The 14,468-nt window shown below is 35.5% G+C and carries 14 protein-coding genes; 12 read left to right on the forward strand and 2 right to left on the reverse strand.

Annotated elements, in window-relative coordinates; translation table 11 throughout:
* Positions 1 to 7 precede the first annotated feature (7 nt).
* Positions 8 to 2,239, forward strand: coding sequence for a tetratricopeptide repeat-containing hybrid sensor histidine kinase/response regulator (locus tag ZPR_RS17735; protein ID WP_013073143.1), 2,232 nt, complete (start codon positions 8 to 10; stop codon positions 2,237 to 2,239).
* A 112-nt stretch (positions 2,240 to 2,351) separates the two neighbouring features.
* Here ZPR_RS17735 and lpxK read toward each other — a convergent pair whose 3' ends face one another.
* Positions 2,352 to 3,353 carry a tetraacyldisaccharide 4'-kinase gene (gene lpxK, locus ZPR_RS17740; protein ID WP_013073144.1) on the reverse strand — a complete coding sequence of 334 codons (1,002 nt, stop codon included), beginning with the start codon at positions 3,351 to 3,353 and terminating at the stop codon, positions 2,352 to 2,354.
* A 184-nt stretch (positions 3,354 to 3,537) separates the two neighbouring features.
* On the opposite strand from lpxK, the gene ZPR_RS17745 reads away from it, so the two are divergent.
* The 5 genes from ZPR_RS17745 (at position 3,538) to ZPR_RS17765 (ending at position 8,444) form a co-directional block, all read left to right on the forward strand.
* A complete protein-coding gene (locus tag ZPR_RS17745; RefSeq protein ID WP_013073145.1) occupies positions 3,538 to 4,632 on the forward strand; it encodes a Nif3-like dinuclear metal center hexameric protein in 1,095 nt (364 codons plus the stop codon).
* A 2-nt stretch (positions 4,633 to 4,634) separates the two neighbouring features.
* Complete coding sequence (locus tag ZPR_RS17750; RefSeq protein WP_013073146.1) at positions 4,635 to 5,414, forward strand: zinc ribbon domain-containing protein; 780 nt, start codon at positions 4,635 to 4,637, stop codon at positions 5,412 to 5,414.
* Between the two features lie 165 nt (positions 5,415 to 5,579).
* Entirely contained in the window at positions 5,580 to 6,152 is a 573-nt protein-coding gene (locus ZPR_RS17755; protein WP_013073147.1) for a hypothetical protein, read from the forward strand.
* A gap of 7 nt (positions 6,153 to 6,159) precedes the next feature.
* A complete protein-coding gene (gene msrA / locus ZPR_RS17760) occupies positions 6,160 to 6,822 on the forward strand; it encodes a peptide-methionine (S)-S-oxide reductase MsrA (protein WP_013073148.1) in 663 nt (220 codons plus the stop codon).
* Positions 6,823 to 6,962: 140 nt separating this feature from the next.
* Positions 6,963 to 8,444, forward strand: a complete 1,482-nt coding sequence (locus ZPR_RS17765; protein WP_013073149.1) for a potassium/proton antiporter — start codon at positions 6,963 to 6,965, stop codon at positions 8,442 to 8,444.
* A gap of 9 nt (positions 8,445 to 8,453) precedes the next feature.
* On the opposite strand, the gene ZPR_RS17770 is transcribed toward ZPR_RS17765, so the two are convergent.
* The gene (locus ZPR_RS17770) at positions 8,454 to 9,809 is read right to left on the reverse strand and encodes an FAD-dependent oxidoreductase (protein ID WP_013073150.1); all 1,356 of its coding nucleotides are present in this window, start codon (positions 9,807 to 9,809) and stop codon (positions 8,454 to 8,456) included.
* A gap of 271 nt (positions 9,810 to 10,080) precedes the next feature.
* Here ZPR_RS17770 and ZPR_RS17775 point away from each other — a divergent pair, with 271 nt between their 5' ends.
* The 6 genes from ZPR_RS17775 to ZPR_RS23285 all read left to right on the forward strand — a co-directional run bounded on the left by ZPR_RS17775 (position 10,081) and on the right by ZPR_RS23285 (position 14,383).
* Positions 10,081 to 10,326, forward strand: coding sequence for a hypothetical protein (locus ZPR_RS17775; protein WP_013073151.1), 246 nt, complete (start codon positions 10,081 to 10,083; stop codon positions 10,324 to 10,326).
* Positions 10,327 to 10,438: 112 nt separating this feature from the next.
* Positions 10,439 to 11,095, forward strand: coding sequence for a flavin reductase family protein (locus ZPR_RS17780; RefSeq protein WP_013073152.1), 657 nt, complete (start codon positions 10,439 to 10,441; stop codon positions 11,093 to 11,095).
* Positions 11,092 to 11,241, forward strand: a complete 150-nt coding sequence (locus ZPR_RS23095) for a DUF2256 domain-containing protein (RefSeq protein ID WP_013073153.1) — start codon at positions 11,092 to 11,094, stop codon at positions 11,239 to 11,241. Before ZPR_RS17780 ends, ZPR_RS23095 begins: the two co-directional genes overlap by 4 nt.
* The gene (locus ZPR_RS17785) at positions 11,241 to 12,530 is read left to right on the forward strand and encodes a DASH family cryptochrome (RefSeq protein WP_013073154.1); all 1,290 of its coding nucleotides are present in this window, start codon (positions 11,241 to 11,243) and stop codon (positions 12,528 to 12,530) included. The genes ZPR_RS23095 and ZPR_RS17785 overlap by 1 nt, the downstream gene beginning before the upstream one ends.
* Positions 12,515 to 14,062, forward strand: coding sequence for a cryptochrome/photolyase family protein (locus ZPR_RS17790; protein ID WP_013073155.1), 1,548 nt, complete (start codon positions 12,515 to 12,517; stop codon positions 14,060 to 14,062). The genes ZPR_RS17785 and ZPR_RS17790 overlap by 16 nt, the downstream gene beginning before the upstream one ends.
* 165 nt (positions 14,063 to 14,227) lie before the next feature.
* Positions 14,228 to 14,383, forward strand: coding sequence for a lmo0937 family membrane protein (locus ZPR_RS23285; protein ID WP_139219220.1), 156 nt, complete (start codon positions 14,228 to 14,230; stop codon positions 14,381 to 14,383).
* Positions 14,384 to 14,468 lie beyond the last annotated feature (85 nt).

Below are 14,468 nucleotides of genomic sequence, written 5' to 3' on the forward strand. Positions count from 1 at the left end.
CTATAAAATGGATAAATTAAAGCTTACGTATATCCTGCTTTTTTCGTGCTTTTTAATTTTTTCATCTAGTGCCCAAAATCAGAACAGAGAAGAAATTACCCGTCAAATTGATAGCCTGCTAAGGAGTGCAGAACTTTCTGTAAACAGATATGAATTCGACAAAGCCAAAAATGAACTTAACCGATCATTAGAATTAGCCAAGGACAGTAATCATAAGAGGTATGTTGCTTTAAGCAGTAGTATATCCTCCAAACTCGATTATATTCGTCATAATTACAGTGATGCTACAACGTCACTAAATAGAGCTATCGCCATCCAAAGAGAAATTATGGATGAGACCGGTCTTGCTTACAGCTATCTTAGTTTCTCTAAAATCTTAATTTCCCAGCAAGAACGGCAGCGCGCCATCGATTATTTAAATCTATCTGAAAGTCATTATAAAAACTCTAAGGAAAAAAACCTACAGGATTACCTAGCTCTTTTAAACCTGCAACGCGCTATTTTATTTTTAAATTTAGATGAACAACCTAATAAGGCTTTTTTATATTTAAAGGAAGCCCGAAAAAATTTAGATTCCCTTTCCAATCCCTACGAGTATGCCCGGCTTCACTATTATTTAGCCAAAACAGAACTGAGTAGGAACAATTTTGATGCGGCCATTCGCTCTGCGAATATTTCTTTGGCCATTTCAGAGCAGCATGAATTTAATGGCATGATTATGAGCTGTTATGAAATTCTTAGCCAGATCTATGAATATAAAGGGGATAGTTTGGAGGCGCTGCAATATTTAAAACTTTCGAATATTGAAAGAGATAATATCTTTGATATTAATAAAAAAGCTCTGGCGCAAGATCATTATAGCAAATATGGTCGTGATGCACTTAAAAGCGAAATCAAGGAACTTTCTGCTCAAAAAGAAGAAAACGAGCGTTCTTTAAAAGTAAATAAGCTTACCACCATTTTAAGCGTGGCCCTTATCACCATTCTGTCTTTACTTACTTTATCGTTATATAAAAACAACAATCTTAGAGCCAGAGCCAATGGTTTACTACAAAAGAAAAACCGTGAACTTACTTTAGCGAAAGAAAATGCTGAAAGAGCAACTACAGCCAAGGCACAATTTTTAAGCACCATAACACACGAGCTAAGAACTCCGCTTTACGCTGTTACAGGCTTAACACACTTACTGCTAGAAGAAAATCCTACACCTAATCAAAAAGAACACCTTAATTCTTTAAAATTTTCAGGGGAATATTTGTTGAGTTTAATCAATAACATTTTAGATCTCAACAAACTTGAAGCAAACAAAGTGGAGATTATAAACTCTTCCTTCGACCTAAAAAAGAGAATTTCTGATGTATTGATAGCCCTTAAAAATTCGGCTGACGATAAGAATAATAAAATCCATTTCGACTTTGAAAAAACAATTCCAAATAGATTAAAAGGAGACCCATTAAAACTATCACAAATTTTAATCAATCTCATCGGGAACTCTATTAAGTTTACTGAAGACGGAAACATATGGATAAAAGTTGGTCTTCTAAAACAGGTTAAAGATGAAGTATTGCTCCATTTTGAAATCGAAGATAACGGCGAAGGAATTTCTAAAGAAAAGCAAAAAGCAATTTTCGAGAATTTTACCCAGGGCTCTACACAAATCAACCGCAAATTTGGGGGCACCGGCCTTGGACTTTCTATTGTTAAGAACCTACTTAGTTTAATGGAAAGTGAGATTAGTCTGGAAAGCGATTTAGGAAAAGGCTCTAAATTCTCTTTCGATTTAAAATTTGGAATTGTTGAACCGGCTTTAAACACTGAGGAGCAACAAGAAGAAAAACCGGCTACAAAACAAGATTATCTGGAAGGCAAAGAGATATTGGTGGTAGAGGATAACAAGATTAACCAGATGATCACTAAAAAAATTATAGAAAAAAATAAAGCAATTTGTAGAGTTGCCGATAATGGTAGTACCGCCATCGAAATGGTTAGAGAAGGAAGCTTCAACCTTATCCTAATGGATATTCATATGCCGGGAATTAGCGGTATTGAAGCCACAAAAGAGATTAGAAAATTTAATACTGAAATACCGATTATCGCTCTAACCGCAGTAACCTTAGATGAAAATCTTGATGAATTTTACCTTAATGGTTTTAATGATATCATTCCGAAACCTTATAAAACTGAAGAGTTCTTTGCTAAGATCAATAAGTATCTAGCCAAACAGGAATCCAAAACTTAATTTGATCATTAAAATTTGTTTAAAGAAAGGGCTATTCTTTATATGCTATAGAAAAGACCTGAATAATTTGAATTGGCAACAAAGATTGTACGTTCTAAATTTATTATTTATACTACTCCTTAAATTCAGTTATAAACCTATTAACCCTGTTTAAAAACTGTTCTTCATTTTCTACAAACGCAGTTTCTATAGGTAAATAATAAAGCGGAACGGTTATGTTGTCTTTTAAACGCATAAAATCCTTCTCGGTGGTAAGAATACATTCTTTGGTATTCAACTGCGCTATTTCTACTTCGGTAAAGTTGTGATGGTCTGGAAATTTTCGATGCTCAAAGTGTACATTTTTGGCTTTTAAATATTTAGTAAAAGGCGCTGGTTTAGCAATCCCCGTTACCACTGTAATAGTATCACACAATTCGCTTAATGGATACTGATTTTCACCATCTGAAATAGTTTCAGCATATTGAATAGTAGAGAAAAATAAATTTTGATATTGTTTAATTTGAAGCTTAAACCTTATGTGCTCTCTTTCTTTAAGCGTAATGTTTTGAGGACATTTAGTAACGATAATCACCTGTGCCCTATCCGCACCAGAATAAGTTTCTCGAAGATTTCCGGTAGGCAATAAAAAATCATTAGCATAAAGATCACCATAAGCGGTTAGTAAAATATTAAAACCAGCTTTTACTTTTCGATGCTGAAAAGCATCGTCTAAAAGCACAATTTCTGCATGTTTTTTCCTCAATTCTGCAATACCATTTCTACGATCGGCATCTACGGCTACCATAACCTCTGTAAATTTATTTTTAAATTGTAAAGGTTCATCTCCGGTTTGTATAGCTTTCTCCTTCCCATTCAACAACAAAAACCCATCTGTCGATCTTTTATACCCTCTACTCAAAACCGCAATGTTTTTATAGGTCAATTTACGTAGTAAGTATTCTATCATTGGTGATTTTCCTGTGCCGCCCGTACTTATATTCCCCACGCAAATGACCGGAAAATCATAACTGGTACTGTTTAAAATCCCGGCATCAAAAAATTTGTTTCTAAACCATACAACTATACCATAAACAACGGCAAAAGGAAAAAGGAATTTTCGTAGTAAATCCATATAAGGCAGGCTATAATATTTATCTTTGAATCTTAATTTTGCTAAGCGTTATAGTTTTTCGCATTAAAGCTATAGCGATTTAAAAAATCGTATTCACTTTAGCATCAATACATCGCTTCTAAAGTTACCCGATCTTTACTGAATTAGCAAAAAGAGCTAAAAAAGGCAATTAAAATTTAAAAATATGATTATTCAGGATATCATAAAAGAAATTGAGGAATTTGCTCCTTTAAATTATGCTGAAGACTTTGATAACGTAGGCCTTTTGGTAGGTGATAAAACCGCTGTAGTTACCGGAGCACTTATCACCTTAGATACGCTTGAAGCTACCGTAGACGAGGCTATTAGCAAGAATTGTAATCTTATTGTAAGTTTTCATCCTATTATATTTTCCGGACTCAAAAAAATTACTGGAAAAAATTATGTAGAGCGTGTTGTTTTAAAGGCCATAAAGAATGATATCGCAATATATGCAATCCATACTGCTTTAGATAACCAGTATAAAGGAGTTAATGATATGATCTGTGAAAAAATTGGACTCATAAACCGTGAAATCTTAATTCCCAAAAAAAACAGTATCAAAAAACTACTCACCTTTGTACCTGCAGATGATGCTGAAAAAGTTCGAAAAGCGATCTTTGATGCAGGTGGAGGCAGTATTGGAAACTATGACAACTGTAGTTTTAATGTAAATGGAACGGGAAGTTTTAAAGGAAACACCTCCTCTAATCCTGTGATTGGAGAACGCGGAAGCCTTCACTTTGAAAAAGAAACTCAAATTGGTATCACATTCCCGGCTCATTTAGAAGGCAACATTCTAAATGCTTTATTTACTTCCCATCCTTATGAAGAAGTAGCTTACGAGATTACCAGTCTGGAAAATAGCAACCAGCATCTTGGGATGGGAATGATTGGTGAATTAGAAAAACCGCAGGAAGAAAAAGCCTTTCTAAAAACAATAAAATCAACTTTTAAAACCGGCTGTCTACGCCATTCAGAATTATTAGAAAAGCCGATAAAAAAAGTGGCTGTTTTGGGTGGTAGTGGCGCTTTTGCGATCGAAAATGCGAAAAAAGCAGGGGCAGATGTGTACATCACAGCAGATTTAAAATATCACGACTTTTATAAAGCCGAGAAAAATATAGTGCTGGCCGATATTGGACACTATGAAAGCGAACAATTTACAAAAAATTTACTATATTCTTTTTTAACGAAAAAATTTAGTAATTTTGCACTTATTTTAGCAGAGACAAATAGCAATCCTATCAAGTATATTTAAGTATGGCAAAGAAAAATGATCTTACTGTAGAAGAGAAGTTAAGAGCTTTATACGATCTTCAGTTGGTAGATTCCAGAATTGATGAAATTCGAAACGTGAGAGGCGAACTTCCTTTAGAGGTACAGGATTTAGAAGATGAAGTAGCCGGATTGAATAAACGTTTACAAAAATTAGACGGTGATATCGAGGTGATCAACAACGATATCAAGAATAAGAAAAATCTTATCGACGAGTCTAAAACTACTATCAAAAAATATTCTGAGCAGCAAAAAAATGTTCGTAACAACCGTGAATTTAACGCTTTAAGCAAAGAAGTTGAATATCAGGAATTAGAAATCGAACTTGCTGAAAAACACATCAAGGAATATAAAGTTCAGATTGAGCAAAAGAAACAGGTGATCGAACAAACTAAAGAACGATTAAAAGATCGCCAGGCACATTTAGATCACAAAAAAGGTGAACTTGATGCCATCCTCGCCGAAACTGAAAAAGAAGAGCAGGCGCTTATTGACAGATCTGAACAGTACGAAAATGAGATCGACGCTCGTTTAGTAAAAGCTTACAAACGTATTCGTAGCAATGTAAAGAATGGATTGGCAATTGTACCGGTAGAACGCGGTGCTTCAGGAGGTTCTTACTTCACCATTCCACCACAGGTTATTATGGAAATTGCTGGTAGAAAGAAAATTATTACCGATGAGCACAGTGGCCGTATCCTTGTTGATGAAGATTTAGCAAAAGAAGAAAAAGAAAAAATGGATCAACTTTTCCATAGCATGTAATCGCTTAAAAGCTGATTAATATTAAAAAAACTGCTTAAAAATATTGAATATTTTTAAGCAGTTTTTTTATGCATTCAATCCATCAATCCCATTGATTAACAAGGATTTCACAATAATAAGTGCGCAAAAAGTTAACTTTACTGTATAACTAGTACTCATAATTTAATGAAAAAAACAATTTTACTTTTACTTCTTTTTATAGCTTTTTCCTGTAAAAACACCAACAACGATAAATCTGAAATAGCACCTAATGAGACTGCTCCGGTAGAATCTAACGAATCTGCTGCGGATAAAGAAAGTGATATTAATCGCTATGATAATATCGATAATCTTGAAGAACCTGTAGACACTTCTAAAACTAATAGTGGCGCCGGTGAAATTTCAGGAAGATACCTTAAGCAGGGAGAACTAGATGAAGCCTGCAACTGTTATTGCATAGAAGTAAGTCTTACCGGAAATTCAGAATTTTGTCTTCAACCAGATCGTATGTATATTAACGTACGGTTTGAAAAAACAGGTAATGGTTACGATGCCTTTTATGTGAGCCCTTCTTCTAGAAATAAGGATAAGAATTTACCATGGGAAGATTTTTCTAAAAAAGATGCCATTGCCAGCCTTAAAGCTACAAATGATGGCCTGAAACTTGATTGGATAGGTTTTAAAATTAATGGCCAAATCGCTACAGACTATGCCATTTTTGGAAAGAAAACCTTAGAAGGAAATTTTACAAAAAACTAATTATAACATGAAATCAATTTTCTTAACTGCCGTATGTATATTATGTTTTGCCTGCGGAAATAATGCCCAAAATAAACCGGCTACAAAACCTGAAATTGCCAATGCCAAACCCGTTGAAGTACCTTTAGAAAATGGCATGGCTAAAGCCTATTTTGCCAGTGGTTGCTTTTGGTGCGTGGAGGCGGTTTATGAAAGCGTAAAAGGAGTGAAAGAAGCTGTTTCTGGATATTCAGGCGGTCATACTAAAAACCCTACTTATGAACAAAGCAATACCGGAAGAACCGGGCATGCCGAAAGCGTAGAAGTTATTTATGACCCAAAAGTTGTAAGCTTTGAAACTCTCGTAAAAGTGTATTTTGGATCCCAAAACCCTACTCAGGTTAATGGGCAGGGACCGGATCATGGTTCCCAGTATCGCTCTATCATTTTTTATCAAGACGAACAGCAAAAACAAACTATAGAAAAAATAAAAGCTGAAGTTGCTAAGAATTACGATAAGCCCATCGCGGCAGAAATTTTACCATTTCAAAAATTCTGGATCGCCGAAGATTATCACCAGGACTATGAAAAATATCATCCCGAAAATCCATATATCCAAAAAGTCTCAATCCCAAGGATTAACAGGTTTAAGAAAAAATTTCCAGAGCTATTAAAAAAAGAGGTGCAGTAAAAGTCCAAAAACACTAAAAAAAGCAACCCGAAATTATCGAATTTCGGGTTGCTTTTTTTTATTTTAAGTGCAAGCATCTCATCATTTAAAGATCAATTATCGAGTAAAAGTGTATTTTAGTAAAAAAATTAGAGCACCCCATGAGCATCACCATCGAGAACATTCTTTTAATAGGTTCACTACTACTTTTTATAAGTATTCTTGCTGGTAAAACATCGTATAGATTTGGTGTCCCTACTCTGGTTTTATTTCTCTCTGTAGGAATTTTAGCTGGTAGTGAAGGTATTGGGGGCATCTACTTTAATGATCCAGAGATCGCGCAGTTTATCGGGATTGCTTCCTTAAATTTCATCTTATTTTCAGGAGGCTTAGATACGAACTGGAAAAGTATAAAACCGGTCGTTTGGCAGGGAATTTCATTATCTACGCTTGGGGTCTTATTTACAGCGCTTGGAGTGGGCACTTTTGTTTGGGCTATTACCGATTTTTCTATCTACGAAGGATTATTACTGGGTGCCATTGTATCTTCTACAGATGCGGCGGCGGTTTTCTCTATATTAAGATCAAAAAACCTGGCTTTAAAATCTCATTTGCGCCCCACATTAGAATTAGAAAGTGGTAGTAACGACCCGATGGCCTATTTTCTAACTATTGCTTTTCTCGGGTTAGTTTTAAACCCCGAACAAAGTATTTGGAGTATTATTCCACTTTTTATTCAGCAAATATTAATTGGTGGTTTATTGGGGTTTATTTTCGGGAAACTTTGCAAAATCGTCATCAACAAAATAAAATTAGATTTCGACGGACTTTATCCTGTACTGGCCATCGCGCTGATGTTTATTGTTTTTTCAGCAACCAATTTTATGGGAGGTAATGGTTTCTTAGCTGTATATTTAAGTGGGGTTTATCTGGGGAATCAAAACCTTATCCGGAAAAAGACCATCATGCAAATGTTCGATGGGCTTGCATGGCTCATGCAAATCGTTCTTTTCCTTACGCTAGGCCTATTAGTCTATCCAAGTCAGATTGTACCAGTTGTAGGCATTGGAATCGTAATTTCGATCTTTTTAATTTTCATTGCAAGGCCAATAGGTGTATTAATAAGTCTTTCATTTTTTAAAATGAAAATGCGGCGCCGCTGGTACGTAAGCTGGGTTGGGCTACGCGGCGCTGTACCCATCGTATTTGCTACTTATCCATTACTTGCCGGTGTGGATAAGGCTAACTTTATTTTTAATATTGTATTCTTTGTATCCTTAAGTTCAGTAATCATCCAAGGAACAACTTTATCTGTTGTAGCAAAGTGGCTGCATGTAGCACTTCCCGATCGGGTAAAACCAAAAAGCCAGGTTGAAACTTTCTTATCTGATGGAGCAAAATCCATCATACGGGAAATTCTTATTCCTAAACATAATAAAGCGGTAGGAAAACGAATTGTAGAAATTGGATTTCCCAAAAAAGCGATCATCGCCATGATCTCAAGAAACGAAAAATTTATAACTCCTAAAGGAACTACTGAGATCGAAGCTAATGATATCCTGATCATTCTTAGTGAAGACGAACGTACAATGACGCACGTTTATGATACCTTAGAGATAAAAGAAGGAATAGAAGAAATTTAAATTCCGCTTCTAAACAGGAATTTCTTCTCCTAATAATTCCAGGATTCGTTCCTCGATTTCCACACTATCCCATTTAGTTTCAATATTTGGTATTTTTAAAACCTCCGCCATAATTTTTTCCTGCTTATCCCCTATCTTTAAAGCTTCCGCATAAGGATGAGCTGAAAAAGTTACTCTGGAATAAAGCGGCACCCAGGCACTGGGATGGTTTTCAGCAAATTTCTTTTCTATTTTTTTCTGAAGTAAAAACTTAGGATTCGCCGTTTTGCTACTCATTTCTACAAAGTTCCTGTAGCTTAATTCAGCAATGGCATCGCTATTGGGTTTTCGTGCAATTTGGTATTCAGAAAAGATCTTATCCCAGTCATCGCCGTATTCTTCCATCTTATCAAAAAGTACTGAAATATCTTCAAAGCCAGCGTTCATTCCCTGTCCGTAAAATGGTACAATGGCATGCGCAGAATCACCAATTAAAGCTATCTTATCATCGTATCGCCAGGGAAAACATTTTATAGTAACCATGGCACTGGTAGGATTCTTGAAAAAATCATTTTTTAAATTGGCAATATCTTCTTTGATATCGGGAAAATATTCTTCAAAAAAGCGTTCTGCTTTCGCTTCAGTATTGATACTTTCAAAAGAAATTTCACCTTCAAACGGCATAAATAAGGTACAGGTAAAACTACCGTCCAAATTAGGCATGGCAATCAACATAAATTTGCCACGTGGCCAGATATGAAAAGAAGCATGATCTAATTTGTGCGAACCATCGGGATTTGCAGGAATCGTAAGTTCTTTATAAGCCACATCTATAAAATGTTGCGAATAGTTAAACCTGCTTTGTCGCTGCATTTTATGCCGAACCCTAGAGAATGCACCGTCAGCACCAAAAATAAGATCGAATTTATACTCGGTCCATGGGGTTGTTTCTGCAGTACCGGTATAGATTTTCGCCTGATTTAGATCAATATCCCAAACTTTCTCTTCAAACCTAAAAACCGCACCTGCTTCTTCCGCAAGATCGATCATTTTTCGGTTTAAAATCCCACGGGAAATCGAATAAATCGCCTCTCCTTCTTTTCCATATTTCTGAAAATAAAGAGGTTTCTCATTTACATGCATAGCTCGTTTATCCAGAGGTAAGGCGATTTTCCTAATTTCGTCCTCCAGACCTATTCTCTGCAAAGCATTCCATCCTCGATTAGACATTGCCAAATTGATGGACCTGCCTGAAAACTCTACCTTTCTGACATCTGGCCTACGATCAAAAATAGTTACCCGATGACCGGCTTTTCTTAAATAAATCGCCAGTAGAGAGCCTACCAGGCCAGAACCTACGATTGCAATATTCTTGGATTGTTGCATGAATTATTTGAAGTACGCGATCTGCTTTTTATAAAGAAAACAAATACAATTTACAATACAAAAATACAGATATTTTATGAAACACCTTGTCCTTTAGCATTTATGAAACATTTGAGCAGTCTCCACTACAAATTATAAAGCAAAACTTTAAAATTACCTAATCCGCAACAATTCATAATCTTTCACTAAAAACCTACTAAAATTGGTTAATTGCTTGATTTTAAACAATTCAAAGAATTACTTTTAGTAATACAATTAAAATTCAAAAATTATGGATCAAGAAAAAATTGATAATATGCGTTCGACGCTAAGTAAACTGGAAGACATTAAAAACAGTCAGGAAAGTATTATCGATAAAATAAACCATGTGATTACAGATTTGTTTGAGCATCCTGATAAAGAATTAGAAAAAGCTATGGAAGAAGCCCACCAGCGATCTTCAGATAATATAGAGGCTGTAAATGAAGCAATCGAAGATTACGAGATGAAAATTAATCAATTAGAATTGCAGGATTAATTTAAAAATCTGTTAACAGCACGTCTAAAAACAGAGTTGTAAATTGAGGTTAGTTAAAAAACTAACCTCTTTTTTTATTAATATTAAGTAGTACTTCAAAATAAAATTCCACATGAAACATGTTAGCGCCAGCGAAATAGAAGGTATGGAAAGAATCTTCAGGTTAAACCTTATCAATAGCCTCTCTGGGTACAAAAGTGCCAACCTTATAGCTACAAAATCGAAAGAAAAGGGAGCCAATGTCGCCGTTTTTAGCTCGGTTACTCACCTTGGTAGTGATCCTGCACTTATCGGTTTTGTGACGCGACCAGCCACCCTACCTAGAAATACCTATAAGAATATTAAAGACACTAATTATTTTACAGTAAATCATATCCACCAGGATATGATTGCAAAAGCACATCAAACCGCGGCAAAATATGAAGAAGCTGTCTCTGAATTTTCTAAAACCGGACTGGAAGAGGAATATTTAGATGAATTCTTTGCTCCCTACGTAAAACAATGTGCCGTTAAAATTGGTTGCGAATATGTAAATGAATATCAGATCAAAGAAAACGGAACTGCTTTGGTTATCGGAGCTATCAAGCATGTTTATTTTGATGAAAGCATCCAAACTCCAGATGGCTGGCTACGATTAGAAGATGCCGGCACTGTTGCAATTAATGGCTTAGACGGCTATGCGCTACCGGCGCTGTTAGATCGATTTCATTATGCAAGACCGGGACAGGAAATCAAAAGTTTTTTCGATAAAAATGCCCCTAAAGATTGAAGTATGTAAAGAAAGAAAACTTACCACAAAAAAGCTGTCCGGTTTGCAAAAGGCCATTTAGCTGGCGTAAAAAATGGGCGAAAAAATGGAATAATGTAATTTATTGCAGTGAAAAATGTCGAAGAAATAAAGTAAGAACAAATTAATGAGTACAGGATTAATCTGGTTTGAAAATAATCTGAGGGTAAAAGACAATAAGGCATTATTTGAAGCCTGCGAAAAGCATGAACAGGTTATTGCTGTATACTGTTTTGACCCTAGGAAGTTTAAAAAAACAAAATATGGATTTCCAAAAACAGGGAAATTCAGAGCTAAATTTTTAATTGAAAGTATTAAAAATCTTCAGGAAAATTTAAACCAATTAAACATTAGTCTACTCATTTTTCTACAAAAACCGGAAGAAATTATTCCTGAAATTGCAAGAAATCATAAGATTGAAGCGATTTACTTTCAGGAAGAATGGACTACAGAAGAAAAACAAATTATAGCGGCGCTAAAAAAGAAACTTCCTACTATCGATTTTCAATCGTTTTACACGCAGTTTTTATTTCATCCAGAAGACATTGCTTACGGTGATTTTAATGAGATCCCAAAGGTTTACACTGAGTTCAGAAAAAAATGCGAGCAGTATGTTGATGTTCGTAAAGAAATTGAAATTCCAAAGCAAAAGCCGGAAAGTAATCGTATCAAAAATACTTCAAAAACACCTAATCTTAAAGAACTGGGATTGGAAGATTATCAGCAAGATTCCAGAACGGCTTTTTCGTTTAAAGGTGGTGAGGACGAAGCATGGAAAAGGATCGATTACTACTTCTGGAAAACAACAAAACTTTCAGAGTATAAACAAACTCGAAATGGATTATTGGGTAAAGACTACAGCTCTAAACTTTCAGCTTGGCTAGCCAATGGTAGTATTTCCGCAGTAAGTATTTTTCACCAAGTCAAAAAATTTGAGCACGAAATCACCAAAAATCAGGATACCTACTGGCTGATATTTGAGCTTATTTGGCGGGATTTTTTTAAATACACCTCCCTAAAACATGGCAATTCAATCTTTAAGCTATCTGGGATTTTAGACAAGAAGCTCGATTGGAAATTCAGCATAGAAAGCCTGCAACAATGGATTAACGGCGAAACCAAAGAGGACTTTGTAAACGCGAATATAAACGAAATCGCGGCTACCGGCTTTATGAGTAATCGTGGCCGGCAAAACGTCAATAGTTTTTGGGCAAAAGAATTAAAACAGGATTGGCGGGCCGGTGCTGCTTATTTTGAAAGTGTTTTGGTCGATTATGACGTACATAGCAACTGGGGCAACTGGATGTACAATAGTGGTGTGGGTAACGATCCTCGAGATCGAAAGTTCAATATCAAAAAACAGGCAGACCTTTATGATCCTGATAACCAATACGTAGATACATGGCTAAAAAAGTAAAGAAATTACGCTTAATTTTAGGGGATCAGTTAAACCATCAGCATAGCTGGTTCCAAGAAGAACAGGACGATACGATCTACGTCTTAATGGAAATGCGTCAGGAAACCGATTATACGGTTCATCACATTCAAAAAGTAGTAGGCTTCTTTTTAGCGATGCGAAATTTTGCTGAATACCTTACCAATAGACAATATGAAGTTATCTATTATCATATTAATGATAAAGAAAACAACCAGACTTTAGCTGAAAATCTAAAGCAACTCATTAAAAAAAATGATATTGAAAAATTCGAATATCAATTGCCTGATGAGTATCGTCTTGACCAACAGTTAAAAGAAATCTGCAAGTCACTTTCAATCGATTCTGAAGCTTACGATACCGAGCATTTCTTGACTACGCGGAACGATCTCGAAAAATTCTACGACGGGAAGAAACAAATGACCATGGAGTATTTTTACCGTGATATGCGGAAGAAATATGATATTATGATGGCTACAAAAAATGATCCTGAAGGAGGCAAGTGGAATTTTGATAAATCGAACCGAAAAAAATGGACAGGCACACCTGAAATTCCGCATGAACGCGGTTTCAGAAAAGATGTTTCCCATCTGGTAAAAGAGATCGAACAGGCTGGTATCAAAACCATGGGAAACATCAATGAGAAAAGTTTTAACTGGCCAAGCTCACGAGAAGACAGTCTTTCAGTTTTAAATTATTTCTGTAAAAATCTTTTAGTACACTTTGGTGATTTCCAGGATGCGTTGCATACAGATCATGCCTATCTCTTCCACTCCAGATTGTCCTTCTGCATGAATACAAAAATGCTAAGCCCAAAAGAAGTGATCGATTCGGCTATTAGTTATTATTATGAGCATAAGGACAAAATTGATATTTCTCAGGTAGAAGGTTTTGTACGGCAAATTTTAGGTTGGCGGGAATATATGCGAGGTATTTACTGGCTAAAAATGCCAGGATACCGAAGAAGGAACAAACTGGACAATCAGAATGAATTACCACCATTTTACTGGGATGGTAAAACAAAAATGAATTGTTTGCATCATGCCATCACGCAAAGTTTAGATAATGCGTACGCGCATCATATTCAGCGTTTAATGATTACCGGCAATTACGCCTTACTTACCCAGTGCCACCCCGATGAAGTTGATGCCTGGTATTTAGGAATTTATATCGATGCGATCGAATGGGTTGAAATTACCAACACCCGTGGAATGAGCCAATTTGCCGATGGGGGAATCGTAGCTACAAAGCCTTACGTATCTAGCGGAAGTTACATTAATAAAATGAGTAACTACTGCAAAAACTGCCATTATAAGGTGAGTAAGAAAACGGAAAACGACGCCTGTCCCTTTAATAGTTTGTACTGGAATTTCCTGGATGATAAAAAAGAATTCTTTAAAAACAACCAGCGAATGAACATGATGATGAGTTTACTAGAGAAAAAAGATGCTAAAGAAATCTCTAAAATTAAAGAACGTGCAGCCCTAATTATTAAAAACCCTACAGATTTTTAACAAACGAGTTAATTACGAGTTAAATAGCTTTTAGCCCGGCCTGCTATTCTATAAATTAGACTTAACTAACTGGTGGATAAAAGCTCATAGCGCTTGATTAACTAACCAAAAAATTAAAATTCGAAATTAACTAATGTGGCCCTAAGTCACTAAAAACCAACTAAAATGAGAGATATAATTTGGCTAATCATCGTACTATTAATTATTGGATGGCTTGTAGGTTATTTTGCCTTCCCAGATTTGGGAAGTATTATACACATCCTAATTGTACTAGCGGTAATTTTACTACTTTATAGATTGCTTACAGGACGCAGATTATAATTTATTATGAAATCGAATCTATCGAAAACCTCCAAATATTTGGAGGTTTTCTTTTTTATATATTTACTAGATAATCGGAAATTAA

The sequence above is a fragment of the Zunongwangia profunda SM-A87 genome (assembly GCF_000023465.1).
Classification (GTDB): domain Bacteria; phylum Bacteroidota; class Bacteroidia; order Flavobacteriales; family Flavobacteriaceae; genus Zunongwangia; species Zunongwangia profunda.